Source organism: Ensifer sp. WSM1721 (assembly GCF_000513895.2).
Lineage (GTDB): Bacteria > Pseudomonadota > Alphaproteobacteria > Rhizobiales > Rhizobiaceae > Sinorhizobium.
Window position 1 is genome coordinate 701,105 of record NZ_CP165782.1, and the last position, 15,019, is coordinate 716,123.

The 15,019-nt window shown below is 62.0% G+C and carries 17 protein-coding genes; 8 read left to right on the forward strand and 9 right to left on the reverse strand.

Annotated elements, in window-relative coordinates; all coding sequences use genetic code 11:
• Positions 1-78 precede the first annotated feature (78 nt).
• Positions 79-1,086: an asparaginase gene (locus M728_RS03355; RefSeq protein ID WP_026618598.1), complete on the forward strand. Its 1,008-nt coding sequence runs from the start codon at positions 79-81 to the stop codon at positions 1,084-1,086.
• A 92-nt stretch (positions 1,087-1,178) separates the two neighbouring features.
• Here the strand turns inward: M728_RS03355 and M728_RS03360 are convergent, their stop codons facing one another.
• Positions 1,179-1,931 (reverse strand): DeoR/GlpR family DNA-binding transcription regulator, encoded by a 753-nt coding sequence (locus M728_RS03360; protein ID WP_026618599.1) that lies wholly within the window; start codon positions 1,929-1,931, stop codon positions 1,179-1,181.
• Positions 1,932-2,026: 95 nt separating this feature from the next.
• Here M728_RS03360 and M728_RS03365 point away from each other — a divergent pair, with 95 nt between their 5' ends.
• Together M728_RS03365 and M728_RS03370 are read left to right on the forward strand one after the other, a co-directional pair.
• Positions 2,027-2,398 (forward strand): hypothetical protein, encoded by a 372-nt coding sequence (locus M728_RS03365; protein WP_026618600.1) that lies wholly within the window; start codon positions 2,027-2,029, stop codon positions 2,396-2,398.
• A gap of 117 nt (positions 2,399-2,515) precedes the next feature.
• Positions 2,516-3,136, forward strand: coding sequence for a glutathione S-transferase family protein (locus M728_RS03370; protein WP_026618601.1), 621 nt, complete (start codon positions 2,516-2,518; stop codon positions 3,134-3,136).
• 9 nt (positions 3,137-3,145) lie between these two features.
• Here the strand turns inward: M728_RS03370 and M728_RS03375 are convergent, their stop codons facing one another.
• Together M728_RS03375 and M728_RS03380 are read right to left on the reverse strand one after the other, a co-directional pair.
• Complete coding sequence (locus tag M728_RS03375) at positions 3,146-3,511, reverse strand: MmcQ/YjbR family DNA-binding protein (RefSeq protein WP_026618602.1); 366 nt, start codon at positions 3,509-3,511, stop codon at positions 3,146-3,148.
• A 59-nt stretch (positions 3,512-3,570) separates the two neighbouring features.
• Positions 3,571-3,768: a hypothetical protein gene (locus M728_RS03380; protein ID WP_084044231.1), complete on the reverse strand. Its 198-nt coding sequence runs from the start codon at positions 3,766-3,768 to the stop codon at positions 3,571-3,573.
• Between the two features lie 161 nt (positions 3,769-3,929).
• Here M728_RS03380 and M728_RS03385 point away from each other — a divergent pair, with 161 nt between their 5' ends.
• Positions 3,930-4,865 (forward strand): LysR substrate-binding domain-containing protein, encoded by a 936-nt coding sequence (locus tag M728_RS03385; protein ID WP_026618603.1) that lies wholly within the window; start codon positions 3,930-3,932, stop codon positions 4,863-4,865.
• Here the strand turns inward: M728_RS03385 and M728_RS03390 are convergent.
• Complete coding sequence (locus M728_RS03390) at positions 4,825-5,484, reverse strand: glutathione S-transferase family protein (RefSeq protein ID WP_026618604.1); 660 nt, start codon at positions 5,482-5,484, stop codon at positions 4,825-4,827. The two genes, M728_RS03385 and M728_RS03390, sit on opposite strands and share 41 nt — an antisense overlap.
• A 200-nt stretch (positions 5,485-5,684) precedes the next feature.
• Here M728_RS03390 and M728_RS03395 point away from each other — a divergent pair, with 200 nt between their 5' ends.
• Both M728_RS03395 and M728_RS03400 read left to right on the forward strand, forming a co-directional pair.
• Positions 5,685-8,018 (forward strand): EAL domain-containing protein, encoded by a 2,334-nt coding sequence (locus M728_RS03395; protein WP_026618605.1) that lies wholly within the window; start codon positions 5,685-5,687, stop codon positions 8,016-8,018.
• A 269-nt stretch (positions 8,019-8,287) separates the two neighbouring features.
• Complete coding sequence (locus M728_RS03400) at positions 8,288-9,070, forward strand: L,D-transpeptidase family protein (RefSeq protein WP_034882875.1); 783 nt, start codon at positions 8,288-8,290, stop codon at positions 9,068-9,070.
• A gap of 121 nt (positions 9,071-9,191) precedes the next feature.
• On the opposite strand, the gene M728_RS03405 is transcribed toward M728_RS03400, so the two are convergent.
• Positions 9,192-9,668, reverse strand: coding sequence for a MarR family winged helix-turn-helix transcriptional regulator (locus tag M728_RS03405; protein ID WP_026618607.1), 477 nt, complete (start codon positions 9,666-9,668; stop codon positions 9,192-9,194).
• Between the two features lie 113 nt (positions 9,669-9,781).
• Here M728_RS03405 and M728_RS03410 point away from each other — a divergent pair, with 113 nt between their 5' ends.
• Positions 9,782-10,204, forward strand: a complete 423-nt coding sequence (locus M728_RS03410) for an organic hydroperoxide resistance protein (protein WP_026612805.1) — start codon at positions 9,782-9,784, stop codon at positions 10,202-10,204.
• 180 nt (positions 10,205-10,384) lie between these two features.
• Here M728_RS03410 and M728_RS03415 read toward each other — a convergent pair whose 3' ends face one another.
• Positions 10,385-10,597 (reverse strand): alkylphosphonate utilization protein, encoded by a 213-nt coding sequence (locus M728_RS03415; protein ID WP_026618608.1) that lies wholly within the window; start codon positions 10,595-10,597, stop codon positions 10,385-10,387.
• Positions 10,598-10,740: 143 nt separating this feature from the next.
• Positions 10,741-12,303, reverse strand: coding sequence for a helicase HerA-like C-terminal domain-containing protein (locus M728_RS03420; protein WP_026618609.1), 1,563 nt, complete (start codon positions 12,301-12,303; stop codon positions 10,741-10,743).
• 419 nt (positions 12,304-12,722) lie between these two features.
• Here M728_RS03420 and M728_RS03425 point away from each other — a divergent pair, with 419 nt between their 5' ends.
• Positions 12,723-13,115, forward strand: coding sequence for a hypothetical protein (locus tag M728_RS03425; RefSeq protein ID WP_026618610.1), 393 nt, complete (start codon positions 12,723-12,725; stop codon positions 13,113-13,115).
• A gap of 178 nt (positions 13,116-13,293) precedes the next feature.
• Here M728_RS03425 and M728_RS03430 read toward each other — a convergent pair whose 3' ends face one another.
• Positions 13,294-14,127 carry an aldo/keto reductase gene (locus tag M728_RS03430; protein ID WP_026618611.1) on the reverse strand — a complete coding sequence of 278 codons (834 nt, stop codon included), beginning with the start codon at positions 14,125-14,127 and terminating at the stop codon, positions 13,294-13,296.
• A 116-nt stretch (positions 14,128-14,243) separates the two neighbouring features.
• The gene (gene tam, locus M728_RS03435; RefSeq protein WP_026618612.1) at positions 14,244-15,017 is read right to left on the reverse strand and encodes a trans-aconitate 2-methyltransferase; all 774 of its coding nucleotides are present in this window, start codon (positions 15,015-15,017) and stop codon (positions 14,244-14,246) included.
• Positions 15,018-15,019: the final 2 nt, after the last annotated feature.

The following is a 15,019-nucleotide window of genomic DNA, read 5'->3' on the forward strand; positions in this document are numbered from 1 at the left end:
AAGTACGCGGATAAGGAAAGTGGGTGCTTCTTTTGCCCGCATTCCGCTCAAGCAATGATGGAAATTTGAGGGCAGTGCATGTCGAATCCCGTTCTGGTCGAAGTGACGCGCGGAAACATGGTCGAAAGCCGCCACCGCGGCATGGTCGTCGCCGTCGATGGCGACGGCAATGAGCTGTTTTCGCTGGGTGACGCGGATGCCGCCGTGTTCCCGCGTTCCGCCTGCAAGGCGATGCAGGCCCTGCCGCTCATGGAAAGTGGCGCCGCGGACGCCTATCGCTTCGGTGCCAGGGAACTGGCGCTTGCCTGTTCATCACACTCCGGCGAGCCGGAACATGTGGCGCTCGCGGCCGAGATGCTGGCTGCCGCGGGGAGAGACGTCGGCGCGCTCGAATGCGGCGCCCACTGGTCTTCCGACCAGGCGACGCTCATCAGCCAGGCCCGCTCGCTGGAGAAGCCGAGCGCGCTGCACAACAATTGCTCCGGCAAACATGCCGGCTTCATCTGCGCCTGCTGCCATTCCGGCACGGAAGTCAGGGGTTACATCGGCTACGATCATCCGATCCAGCAGGAAATTCGCGGGGTCATGGAGGACCTGACCGGAGCAATCCTGGCGCGCGACAATTGCGGCGTCGACGGCTGCTCGATACCGACCTATGCGGTACCGCTGAAGGGGCTTGCCCACGGTTTTGCAAAGATGGCGACGGGTGCCGGTCTCGGGGCGGAGCGGGCGCGCGCTTCGAAGCGTCTGATCGATGCCTGCATGGCCGAACCCTTCTACGTCGCCGGTACCAAGCGCGCCTGCACGCGGCTGATGAACACCGCGCCCGGTCGCATCTTCGCCAAGACCGGTGCCGAGGGCGTCTTCTGCGCCGCCATTCCGGAGAAGGGCATAGGCATCGCGCTCAAATGCGAAGACGGCACGACCCGGGCCGCCGAGGCGATGGTCGCGGCGACGCTTGCCCGCTTCTTCGCGGACGAGCCGCAGGTTCACGCCGCGCTGATGGCTCAGGCCAACCACTCGATGCACAATTGGAACCGTATGCATGTCGGCAACGTGCGCGTGACCGAGGCCTTTATCGCGTGACCTACAGCGCCGCGCGTCTTATCCGACGCGCAAAGATTGCTGCAGCACTTTGAATTGCTTGAGGAAACATGCAGCAGCGTTCGCAAATCTCGCTATGCCGTGATCAATGTCGTGCTCCCGTCCTGATAGGGCGATAGAAGATCGGCTTCCATATCCGCGGGCACGACGAGGCCGGCGAGCTCGCCGACGCTCATGATGCGGTGGGGAGAGGCGGCGCCGAATTTCTCCGGCGTGGCGAGCACGTAGGTTTCAGCCGTATGCCGGGCGATCGCCCGCTTGATCGCCGCCTCCTCGTAGTCTCCGGTCGAAAGCCCGTGCGCGGGGTGAATGCCGGTGACCCCGAGAAAGAAAATATCGGCCCGAATTTGTTCGATTGCCGAGAGTGCCGCGGCGCCGGTCGTCACCATCGAATGCTTGTAGAGCCGGCCGCCGATCAGGACCACCTCCGCATCATGACGCTCGAGCTCTGCGGCGATCGTCGGGCTATGGGTGACTATGGTGACGCGGAGGTCGTACGGCAACGCGCGAGCGATCTCTGCATTGGTCGTACCGCCATCGAGAAAAACGACCTGACCCGGCTTGACGAGCTCCGCCGCGCGGCGGCCGAGCCGGCGCTTGATGTTGCCGGCGATAGCCTGGCGGGCGGCAAAATCCGGAAGCGGCGGCGTCAGCGGCAGGGCTCCTCCATGAACCCGCTTCAACAGGCCCTCGGCCGCCATTTCTCTGAGGTCGCGACGGATCGTGTCTTCCGAAAGGCCGAGCTCGTCGGCGAGCGCCTTTGCAACGAGCTGCCCGTCGCGTGCAAGTCTTGCCGAGATCATGGCTCGTCTCTGTGTCGTCAGCATTGATTCCTCCTTGACTCTTCACGAAATTGCATGAATCCTCATGACATTTCCAGAAATATCTGGAATTTTCGTGCAAAAAATCATGGAGAAAAGTCATGCTTATTCTGATTGCTGGACCCTACCGCTCGGGTACGGGCGACGATCCGGCCAAAATGGCGGCTAACTTGAAGCGTCTGGAGGAGCCGTCTTACGCGCTCTTCAAGGCGGGGCACGTGCCGATGATCGGCGAATGGGTGGCCTTGCCGGTGTGGCATGCAGCGGGCGGGCGCCATGTGGGCGACGATCTCTATGAGGAGATCTTTCATCCCGTGGCCGGCCGCTTACTCGCCCTTTGCGACGCCGTACTGCGGTTGCCCGGCGACTCGAAGGGAGCGGATAATGACGTGCGCATCGCGCGCGAACGCGGCATTCCGGTCTATTATCGTCTTGAGGACGTGCCGGGCTGCGCCGGTACGCTGGTCGCGTAAGCACAGGGGCCGGCGGATCGCCGCCGCCGGACCTTCCGCCCTTGTCAATCGCGGCGATTTCATCTCTTCTGCAAAGGCAATTCGCGCTTCCGCGCCGCCACCTTGAGAGGCAGAACGATGCTGAAACTGTTTTATACGCCCGGGACCTGTTCACTTGCCTCGCATATCGCGCTCGAGGAGGCCGGAGCGGCCTATGAAGCGCATCGTATCGATTTTTCCAAGGCCGAGCAGACGAAGCCCGAATATCTCGCCATCAATCCGAAAGGGAGGGTGCCGGCGCTCGTGACCGATCGCGGCATCTTGACCGAAACACCGGCCATCCTCGCCTATATCGCTCAGAGCTTTCCCGAGGCGCGGCTTGCGCCGCTCGAGGACGCGTTCGAGTTTGCGCGGCTGCAGTCGTTCCTGAGCTACCTCTGCTCGACGGTGCATGTCGCCCATGCTCATGCGCGGCGAGCGGCACGCTGGGCCGATGACCCGGCTGCGCACGAGGCGATGAAGGCGAAAGTGCCGCAGAATATGGCCGATTGCTCCGATCTGATAGAGCGTGCGATGTTCGCCGGCCCCTTCGTGATGGGCGAAAACTATTCGATCGCCGATCCCTATCTCTTCACGATTGCTAGTTGGCTCGAGGCGGACGGCGTCGATCCGGCGCGCTTCCCGAAGATCCTCGATCATCGCAACCGAATGGCCGCGCGGCCCGCCGTCGCCAAGGTGCTGGCGGTCGTGCAGTCATGATACCGCGGGTCAGGTCGGGCTGGAGATGCCAAAGCGATCCGCCAGCCGTTTCGGCGCTTTTTCGCGCCAAGCGGCAATCAGCCGTTGCGTCAGCGCGTCGTCGTCGATGACCGAGAGCCTGACCAACATCGCCGGCCATCCCTTGTAATGGTCGGTCTCGAAGAAGAGCGACGGGTCGAGCTCCATCAGCATCTCCTTTTCTTCGAGCGCACACATCACCACCAGCGTCTCGGCGTCCTTCATCCGTACGAAGCTCTTGCCTTTGACGAGTAGCGCCGGCGTCCCATAGGACGTGCCGACGGTCATTTCCGGTAGCCTCGCGGCTTCTGCAAGCCGCCGCACGCGCTCGAAGGAACGCTTCATCTCGTCCGTCATGGATTTCCTCGGTCAAACGGGAAGGACGTTGCGGATCATAGCTCAGCCGCCGTCGCCGATCACGTGTGGTCGCAAGCCCCGCTCGCCGCAGCGTGCGGCCATGGCCATCCGGGAAACGGCAGGTCCGCCAGCGCGCGTTCATCCATACGGGCGAGATCGGGATGCTGGAGAGGATCTCGCGACCAGTCGGAAGGCGTTTCCGCAAGATCGTCAGGGGCGATCCCGACACGTTTCAGTATAGAGAAAATCTTCGGCATGGAGCCATCCTTTTTGAGAGCGCGGCAGTGCCGCGTCTGCGGTCGGACGGGCGGGCAAACCCTTGCGGCCTTTGCTCTCCGTCTGGACTCTTACAGCAGGATCCGCCTGTCCGCCGAAATTTACAATTGAGATTACCGGGCCTTGCTTTTAGAAAAACTATATGAAGGACCTGAACACGATTCACCTGAACGGGCTACGCGCGGCGGAGGCGGTCGGTCGGCTGGGTTCGCTCGCCGCCGCGGCCGACGAACTCGGCGTGACGCCTGGCGCCGTCAGTCAGCAGATTGCCAAGACGGAGGCGCAGCTTGGGCGTGCGCTCTTCGAGCGCTCGCCGCGCGGACTCGTGGTAACCGATAGCGCCCGCCCGCTCATGATGCGGCTCTCGAATGCTTTTGCGGAACTCGCCGAAGCCGTCGCGCAGGTGCGTCGTCGCGACGAGTCGGTATTGACGGTGTCGGTAGCGCCGGTCTTTGCGGCTCGCTGGCTGGTCTATCGGCTGAACCGCTTCGCCGAGCGCCATCCGGGGATACGGCTCCGAATCGATGCTACGACGAGACTTGCCAATCTCGAAACGTCCGACGTGGATCTCGCCATCCGCGTCGGGGCGGGCGGCTGGCCGGGTGTGCGCTCCGAGCTGCTTCTCGAACAGGAGGTCTTTCCCGTCTGCTCACCGGCGCTCGCTGCCGGACTGCGTGTTCCGGCCGACATTTTGAAGTTGCCGGCCGTCATCGACGAGCATGCGATGTTTTCGTGGGAGGTATGGCTGAAGGCAGCCGGTCTTTCCGGCGCCCAGATGACCGTGCGCCACACCTTCAACGATGCGTCGCTCGCGCTCGACGCGGCCATTGCCGGCCAGGGCGTGATGATTGCCTGGCAGACGCTCGCTGGCTATGCGGTGATGAAGGGCAGTCTGGTGGCGCCGTTCGGCATCCGCGCCAAGACCGGCTTCGCCCATTACTTCGTCACCTCTGCTTCGCGACGCGAAAGCAAGGGCGTAATTGCATTCAAGCAATGGGTGCGCGAGGAGGTGGAAGAGGGAATGCGCGAGCTCGACTCTATTCCGGTTCCCTCAGCCGTTCCTCCATCATCGCCTTGAATGCGGGACGCGACTGGCACCGCGCCAGCCAGGCCGTGACGCGTGGGTGCCTGTCGAAAAGGGCGGTCTGGCTCATCGTGTAGCGGAAGACTTCCGCCAGGTTAAGGTCGGCGACCGTGAAGCGCTCGCCGACGACGTAGTCGCGGCCGGCAAGGTGCCCCTCAAGCACGGCGAAGGCTTTTTCGAGCGACTGTGAGCAGGTGTCGATCAGTGCCCGGCCTTCGGGTGTGTTCTCGATGCCGTTGTCATAGGCAAGAACGATCTTGACCGCATGCGGCTCTACCTCCGTCGCCGCCCACATGGTCCAGCTGCCGATCTGCCCTTCCTCGCCGATGTCGGCTGGGCCCAGCGGCCCGCCATATTTGCGGGCGAGATAGAGATTGTTGGCGAGCGATTCCGTCAGTACCAGACCTTCGTCTTCGATTGCCGGAATGAGACCCATCGGATTGACGGCAAGGAAGTCCGGCGATTTGGTATTCAGAGGAGCCTCCGCCGCCAACGGGTCGCTGAGGCGGCGCGCCTGGATCACCGGCGCGGATTTGAAAGGAATGCCGAGTTCGCGCGCCATCCAGTAGTTGCGCGACGCGCGCGAGCGGTAAACTCCATAGATCGTCAGCATCTCGGCCTCTCCGTTTGCGATTGATGGATCCCTTAAGCAATTGCCGCCGTTGGCAAAAGCGGCCGCCATTGATAGGCGCATGAAATCTTTTGATGCGACATCTCCGGAGAACCTTTAGACGATTTTTCGCTGCGGAATTTAGGGAAGTATAACTTCTCACAACTAAACCTAAGCGAGCGTCGCTCTCCCGGAGGCTGTGCTTGTCAAGGAAAACGTCCCGCAACACCCGTTATGCCGCCCTGAACGCCGGCGACAACGTGGAGACGCGCCGGCTGATCGATGCCGGCAACCGCCTGGCTGAAGAGGTGGCGCGCATCTTTCCGCGCGAGCCCGACATCGCCGACCGCCACTACTGGCTGGAGACGATGATCAACCATGTGCCGGACTACATCTATGCGAAGGACCTCGAAGGGCGCTTTCTCATCGCCAACGACGTGACCGTCGCCGATAACGGTCTTGAAAGCTTGCGGGATCTCGTCGGCAAGACCGATTTCGACCTGCACCCGCACGAATTCGCCCAGGCCGTCGCCGACACGGAACGGCGGGTGATCGAGACCGGCGAACCGATCTTCGGCATCGAGGAGCGGGCAATCGTGACCAAGGGACGCGACCGTTGGCTGATGACCTCGAAAGTGCCGTTGCGCAGCAAGAGCGGCAAGATCGTCGGCACCGTCGGCATATCTCGCGATATCAGCGACCGCAAGGAGGCAGAGCGTCTGCTCGAAGGCCAGGCGCGCCTATTGGAAATGATCGCCGAGGGCGAGCCGCTTGGTGAATTCTTCGATGAGCTGATCCTGCTGATCGAAGCGCTGCTGCCTGGCATTCGGGGGTCGATTCTGCTCCTCTCGGATGATGGCGGGCATCTTCTGCACGGCGCAGCCCCGAACCTCGACGAGGGCTATTGCGCCGCGATCCATCGCGCCGAGATCGGTCCGGTGGCCGGCTCCTGCGGAACGGCGGCCTGGCGCGGCGAACAGGTGATCGTTTCCGATGTTTTTGCCGATCCGCTTTGGCAGGACTACGCGCATCTTCTGAGGCCCTCCGGCCTGAGGTCCTGCTGGTCGACGCCGATTCTCTCGCGCGAGCGCAAGGTGCTCGGCACCTTCGCCCTCTACTCGCGTGAGGTGGGTACGCCGAGTGAGCGGCAGCAGGAACTGATCGCAATGGCCGTCCATCTGGCCGGGATCGCGATCGAGCGCAAGCGCGCTGAAGACAGAATCGGTTTCATGGCGCATCACGACTCCCTGACGGGCCTGCCTAATCGCGTCCTCTTCGAGGAGCAGGTTACCGGTATGCTCGAAGCAATCCGCGGACGGGACCAGTGGGCGGTGCTCGCGTTTCTCGATCTCGACAACTTCAAGCTGATCAATGACGGCCTCGGCCACGCCGCCGGTGACGAACTCTTGAAAGCGGTGGCCCGGCGCATGCTGGCCGCCGTGCGCAAATCCGATTTCGTCGTGCGCGTGGGCGGCGACGAATTCATCATTCTGCTGAACGGCCTGCCGAAGGAGCGCGACGTCGTGCTGTCGCGCCTGGAGGATATCCGGGCGGAGATCGCCATGCCGGTGCAGCTCCAGGGCCGCAGCCTGCGGGTCAGCTGCAGCATGGGTGTCGCCTGCTTCCCGGATCAGGGAAGGACGGTGAGCGAGCTGCTCGCCAATGCCGATACGGCCATGTACCGCGCCAAGGAACTCGGCCGCAACAACCTCCAGGTCTTCACCGAGGAGATGGCCGCGCGAGCGCACGAGAAACTGCAATGGCAGGAGGAACTGCGGGAAGCAATTGCCCGCGAGGAATTCCTTCTGCATTTCCAGCCGCAAATGAGCCTCGAAAGCGGCCGCATATTCGCCGCCGAAGCGCTGTTGCGCTGGAAGCACCCGGTGCGCGGCATCATATCGCCGGCGACGTTCATTCCGCTTGCCGAAGAGACAGGACTGATCGTACCGATCGGTGATTGGGTCCTGCGCGCTGCCTGCCGTCAGTTGAAGGCATGGCAGGAAGCGGGGTTGCCGCCATTGATTGTCAGCGCGAATGTTTCGGCCCGGCAGTTCCGCGAAGGCGACTGGGCGGAGCGCGTGGCGGCGATATTGGAGGAAACCGGCCTCGAGGCGCGCTACCTAGAGCTCGAATTGACCGAAAGCCTGATCATGCAGGACGTTTCCGGGGCGATCGCCACCATGCATGAGCTGGAGGCGATCGGCGTTCATCTGGCGATCGATGATTTCGGCACCGGCTATTCGAGTCTCAGCGCGCTCAAGCGATTCCCTGTGCGAAGGCTGAAGATCGATCGCTCCTTCGTCGCGGACATCCCATCGGATGGCGACGATATGGCAATCACCTCGGCGATCATTTCGCTCGCACAGAAGCTCGGCCTTCGCGTGATCGCCGAGGGCGTCGAGACCCAGGCACAGGTCGAATTTCTGCAGAAGGCAGGTTGCGACGAGATCCAGGGCTATTTTTTCAGCCGCCCGCTGCCCGCCCACGAATTCGAGTCGTTGCTGCGCCAAGCCGGCTGCGACGCTGACGGAATCTGAAGTCGTCAGCGGTTGTACGAGCCATGCCATGATTGTGATCGGAAGTTTACTGACACAAGTTCCGTTCCAGCCATTAATGCGAAGCAGAAGCTAAGGAAGCGGTTTCCACTTGCGTCTCGCTGCGACTTATCGGTAACCATCAATATGGCTCCGGAGCGATTCAATCCGGGGCCATCTGGACCTGACCCCCGGGGCGGAGCATGTGGATACCGACGCACATGGCGCCGCTCTTTACTCCTTCGCCGCACTTTGAAACCCGTTAGAGTTCGATGTCATCGCTGCCTGTTTTTTCCCGACGCCAGTTTCTCCGCACATCCGGACTCGCAATCGCCTCCGCAGGGCTTGCGGGCTGCACCTCTTCGATGAACACCGACCGTTTCCGCGAGCAAACGATGCCAGTCTTCCGCAATCCCGCGCTCGAGAGCCGTTGGATCGCGCCAGGTGGCGAAGTCCTGTTGGAAGGTCCGGTGGGAGAGGGGCCGATCGGCCTGCCACCGCAGGACGCCTATTACGGGGAGATCTACGCGGCGAAGGAAGACGGCGGCTTTCTGATCCCGGCCGTGCCCTATCGGCAGCTTGACCCACGTCTCTATCGCCAGGACGTGAGCGATCCGTTCGGCGAGGCTCCCGGTACCATCGTCGTCGATACGGCTGACCGCTATTTGTATCACATCCAATCGGGCGGCCGCGCCACGCGCTATGGTGTGGGTCTTGGCCGCGAGGGGTTCGCCTGGTCTGGTCGCGGCGTCATCCAGTGGAAGCAGAAGTGGCCGAGATGGACGCCGCCGGATACCATGATCGCCCGTCAGCCGGTACTGGCGAAATTCTCGGCGGACAATGGCGGCATGCCTCCGGGGGTCGACAACCCACTCGGGTCGCGCGCGCTTTACATTTTCCAGAACGGTCAGGACACGCTTTATCGCGTCCACGGCACGCCGGAGTGGCAATCGATCGGCAAGGCCGTTTCTTCCGGTTGCGTGCGCATGCTCAACCAGGACGTGATCGACCTCTATGATCGCGTGCGCGGCAAGGCGCCGATCCTCGTTATCTGACCGCTCGCTGCCCTACTGCATGTCTCCTTAAATCGACCTCGACTTAAGGGACAAAGCAGGCAGCAATTCAAAGTGCTACAGTTATCTTTGCGCGTCTGACAAGACGCGCGGCGCTGTAGGCTCAGTTCTCCAGGTTATTGTCGCTCAACCGCTGCGTCAGCCGATGCAGCGCATCGCGCAGTTCGCTGACCTCTTCCAGGCTGCAGCCGGTCGCCTTGCCGATCTCCGCAAGGATCGTGAATGCCTCGGTCTTCAATCGGCGACCGCCCTCCGTCAAACTGACGATGACTTGCCGCTCATCGGCCGGATCGCGCATCCGCCTGACATAGCCCGCCGCCTCCAGCCGCTTGAGCAGCGGGGAAAGCGTGCCCGAATCGAGGCCCAGCTCTTCACCGATCCGCTTCACGGTCATGCTGTCCTGTTGCCAGAGCGCCAGCAGCACGAGATACTGCGGATAGGTGAGCCCGAAGCGGTCGAGCAGAGGTTTGTAGGCGCGGTTGAAGGCATGTGCCGCCGAGTAGACGGCAAAGCAGAGTTGCTGGCCGAGTGCAAGCGCCTCATCGGGAAGAGCGTCGAGTTTTGCTGCTTCGGTGATCATGATGCCATTGTCGCAAATTCACGCCGCTAAAGCAATTTGCAAAATTAATTTGCGCGCAATTTAATTTTGCGCTATTAACATGTTCATCGACAACCGAGCAGAAGGAGACTGTCATGCCGATCCTCTATCGCACCACCGCTTCCGCAACCGGAGGCCGCGCCGGCCAGGCCAAGAGCACCGACGGCGTGCTCGACGTGACCCTCACCGTACCGAAGGAACTCGGCGGCGACGGTGCGCGCGGCACGAACCCTGAGCAGCTCTTTGCCGCCGGCTATTCCGCATGCTTCCTCGGCGCCCTGAAATTCGTCGCTGGCAAGGAGAAGGTAAAGCTTCCCGAAGACACGAAGGTGACGGGCACGGTCGGTATCGGCCCCCGTGACGATGGCACCGGTTTCTACATCGATGCGGCGCTGGAGATCTCTTCGCCGGGCGTCGACAAGGCCGTGCTCGAGGATCTGGTGCAGAAGGCGCATATCGTTTGCCCGTACAGCCACGCGACGAGGGGCAACGTCGACGTGAAATTGACGGTAGCCTGATGATGCATGTTGTCCGAAAGTGTTCGGCGGCTTTTGGGCCGACCGCACGTTTCGAAACAAAGAGCTGAAGCGCGTTGCGCAGCGCTTTGGAGACGCATTATCAAAAGCTGAAGCCCGGAGCGTGGCCCCGGGCTTCAGCTTTGTCCTTCAGTTCCCCGCGCGGAGCTCTTCCCGGCCGTCTCAGGCCTTCTTGAGAAACTCTGTACGCAGCACCAGTCCCTTGATCTTTTCCACGCGGCATTCGACTTCGTCCGGATCGTCCGTCAAGCGAATGCCTTTCACCAGTGTTCCGCGCTTCAGCGTCGTGGAGGTGCCCTTCACCTTCAGATCCTTGATCAGCGTGACGTTGTCACCATCCTTCAGGATGGCACCGTTAGAATCCTTGGCTTCCATGTCAATCCTTTCCAGGCGGCGGCACCTCTCGGCAGCATTTCCGAGATCCGAGCCGTGTCCGGCCTCCTTAAGCTGGCGACAGGCGCGGGCGCAAGGCAGGCCGTCGCCCAATCCGTCTGTAGCGCTCGGATTTCCCGCCCGTCCTAGCGCCTCAGACTACCGAGGATGCCGCGAACCAGCGCCCGTCCCACCTGGGTCGCGACCGTGCGTGCCACAGACTTCATAGCCGCTTCCATGACCGTCTCACGCTGGTAGCCGGAGGAGCGCCGCCTGGGCTGCTTGTCTGCGGGCGCCTCGGCCGCGTCGTCGCCGAAGCCGGGCAGGGTCCAACGGCTGCGGCCGGAAGTCTCTTCGGCTGTCTGTTGTTCGGCCTGTTTAGCGGCTTCGGCCTGTTCCGCGGCCTTGGCGGCACGTTTCGCAAGCATCTCGTAGGCCGATTCCCGGTCGAAATCTTCGTCGTAGAGACCGCGCACCGGACTGACATTTATGACGTTCTGCCGTTCGGCTTCCGTCAGCGGGCCGAGGCGCGAGGCCGGCGGGCGGATCAATGTCCGCTCGACCATCGACGGCGAGCCCTTGCCTTCCAACGTCGAGACCAGCGCCTCGCCCGTGCCGAGATTGGTGATGACTTCGGCACAATTGAAGTCCGGGTTGGGGCGGAACGTGTCAGCCGCCGTCTTGACCGCCTTCTGCTCGCGCGGCGAATAGGCGCGCAACGCATGCTGCACGCGGTTGCCGAGCTGCGCAAGCACGGTCTCCGGTACGTCGAGCGGGTTCTGGGTCACGAAATAGACGCCGACGCCCTTGGAGCGGATCAGGCGCACCACCTGTTCGACGCGCTCGACGAGCACCTTCGGCGCATCGTTGAAAAGCAGATGTGCTTCGTCGAAAAAGAAGACGAGCTTCGGCTTGTCCGGGTCGCCGACCTCCGGCAGTTCCTCGAAGAGCTCCGAGAGCAACCAGAGCAGGAAGGTTGCGTAAAGCCGCGGGTTCATCATCAGCTTGTCGGCGGCAAGTACCGAAATCGCTCCGCGCCCGTCATTCGTCGTGCGCATGATGTCGGTGATCTTCAGCGCCGGTTCGCCGAAGAAATGCTCAGCCCCCTGCTGCTCGAGGATCAGAAGCTCGCGCTGGATCGACCCGACCGAAGACTTCGAGATGAAGCCGAACTGGTTGGAAAGCGCGCTCGCATTATCGCCCATATAGTTGAGCAGCGCCTGCAGGTCTTTGAGATCGAGAAGCGGCAGCCCGCCTTCGTCGGCAATCTTGAAGGCGATGTTGAGCACGCCCTCCTGCGCGTCCGTGGCGTTCATCAGCCGCGACAGGAGAAGCGGTCCCATCTCCGAAACGGTGGTGCGGACCCGATGGCCCTTCTCGCCGTAGAGATCCCAGAAGATTACCGGGAATTCCTGGAAATCGTAGGGCTTGAGGCCGATCTGCTCGGCGCGCTTCAACAGGAAGTCCTTGGGCTCGCCCATCGCACCAATGCCGGAAAGATCACCTTTTACGTCGGCGCAGAAGACCGGAACGCCGGCATTCGAGAATCCCTCGGCAAGGATCTGCAGGGTCACCGTCTTGCCGGTGCCGGTGGCGCCGGTGATCAGCCCGTGGCGATTGCCGTACTTGAGTTCCAGATATTCGGGTTTGTTGATCGAATCATCCGACTTGCGGCTGGTGCCGATGTAGAGCTTGCCTTCCTGCAGCATGGGGTTTCATCTCCGTCTTATCGATTTTTCTTAATGAAAGCGGGTATTTCCCGCATGTCGCATACAGTCGGTCATCGAAGCATCGCTCGTTTCTGTTATAGGCGGTGCGCTTGCACCCGGCAACATGGCTGCAAGCGGAGGAAGGCTTGTGCGGTTGCCATCGGCGAAGGTCCGTGGAACGATGGCTTAGAGCAATTCCAGTAAAAGTGTGTAACGGTTTTCCGTCCGGAATTGGGGAGTTTCAACGAGCTAGATCATTTCACTGTTTCGATGAAGCAATGAAATGACCTAGGACGCAGCGGAGGTGAGTGCAGGGGCGGCTGCAGGATCGCTTTGGATCGTTGTCGGTGCCCTTGCCATCTCCGGATCGATCATTTACCTTGACGTTAACGTCAAAAATTTCAAGTGAGGAGATTTCCATGAGTGAACTGGTCACGCGCGTGGCGGAAAATGTCGGCCTCGAGCCCGCAACGGCCGAAAAGGCGGTGGGGATGATCCTCGGCTTCCTGCAGCGTGAAGCGGCCGAGGGCCCGGTGGCCAAAATGATCGAGGCGATCCCGGGCGCGCCGGAACTGGTCGCTCAGTACAACGGCGAGGGCAGCAATGGCAGCGGCATTCTCGGCGGGCTGATGTCGGCGATCGGCGGCGGCGGCGTCATGGCGCTCGGCCAGCAGCTGATGAGCCAGGGTCTCGGCATGGGCGAGATCACCGCGCTCGCCAAGGAGACGATCGCCTTCGCCAAGGAAAAGGCAGGCGACGAGGTCGTCGACGAGGTGGTCGCTTCCGTTCCGGGGCTCAGTCAGTTCGTCTGATCGGCTCTCGGGCCGGTTTGCAGGAAAGTTTTTACTGCATGTTTCCTTAAATTGTACCCGATTTAAGGACAAAAACATGCAGCAATTCAAAGTGCTACAGCGTCCTTTGTGCGTCTGAAAAGACGCACGGCGCTGTAGGCGCCCACCGGACTCCGTTCCGGTGGGTGCTCTGTATTTGTTAGGCCGCTTCGTCCCATTCCGGCGCGAGACCCTGGGGGCTGACGATCCGGCCGTCCGGACGGGCGAGACCACGGATTGCCGCCATCTCCTCCCGCGTCAGCGCGAAGTCGAAGATGGCGAAATTCTCCTGAAGCCGCGCCTCCGTCGCCGTCTTGGAGAGCGCGATCACGTCCTGTTGCTGTACGAGCCAGCGCAGCACCACTTGCGCCGCCGTCTTGCCGTGGCGGGCGCCGATATCGTTGAGCAGCGGATCGGAAGGGACCTTGCCGTTGGCCATGGCATAATAGGCGGTCAGCGACATTCCGAGCCGACGCGCCGTCTGCAGGACCTTCGTCTGATCGAGATAGGGATGGTATTCGACCTGGTTGGTCGCGATCGGCGCGTCGCTGAGCCGCGCCGCTTCCTCCATCTGCGCCGTGTTGAAGTTGCTGACGCCGATATGGCGCACCTTGCCGGCTTTGTGCACCTCGTTCAGCGCGCCGATGCGTTCGGCCATCGGCACGTCGCTGCCCGGCCAGTGCAGAAGCAAGAGGTCGACATGATCTGTCTTGAGCTTCCTGAGGCTCTCGTCGACCGAGGCGATGAAGGCATCATGGCGATAGTTGTCGACCCAGACCTTCGTCGTCAGGAAGATATCCGCGCGTGGGATCCCGGACCTGTGTATGGCCTCGCCGACCTCGGCCTCGTTGCCGTAGATCTGTGCCGTATCCACGTGGTGAAAGCCGAGCTTCAGGGCTTCCGGGAGCACGCGCAGCACCTCGGCGCCGGACATACGAAAAGTACCGAAGCCGAGGGCGGGGATGTTGGCGCCGTTGGAATAGACTACGTGCATGGAGAACTCCTTGATCAGGATCGCGTCGGGGTGAAGTCGCGGCGGAAAGGAAGAGACATCCTCCTATACTTGTCGCGTCCATCCGGGGCTTCAAGGCGCATCCGTCGTCGTCGGATTCAAGGCGCCTTCACCGCAACGATAAACAGGCGCGGAAAGCGTAGCAGCACGCGCCCGTCGGCCATCGCCGGATAGGCCCTCGCTATCCTCTCGGCATAGGTGGCGAGGTATTCTGGGCGCCGCTCGGCGGGCAGGGCGTCGAGATAGGGACGCAAGCCCGTTCCCTTCACCCATTCGACGATGGCATGCGCATTGGAGAGCGGATGGTAATAGGCGGTGTGCCAGACATCCACCCGCGCCGTTTTCGGGGCTAGCCTTTCGACATAGGTCTCCGCTGAGGGCAGGGGCTTCCGGCGGATCGCCTGGCCACGATAGTGCTCAACGAAGGCGGGTTCCTCGGCCGCTTCCTGCATCAGAAGATGCGATGGCTCGTCGAGATTGTCGGGCATCTGCACGGCGAGCGCGCCGCCGGGCGCCAATGCGTCGACAAGGCGTTCGAGAATGTCTATGTGGCTCGGCAGCCATTGGAAGACCGCGTTGGCGAAGAACAGCGCAGCTCCTTTCGGCGGCACCCACGCCTGAAGATCGGCCTTTTCGAAATGCAGATCGGGCAACCGCCTGCGAGCGGCCGCCAACATGTCCTCGTCGCCGTCGATGCCCACAAGCCTATTGCCGGGAAAGCGTTCCAGGATCAGCTCGGTCGAATTTCCCGGGCCACAACCGAGATCGAAAACGGGACCGGGCGGCAGCTCGGGCACTTGGGCGAGAAGGTCGCGCGCCGGGCGCGTGCGTTCATCCTCGAATTTCACATATTGCGCCGCCGACCAGGTCATCG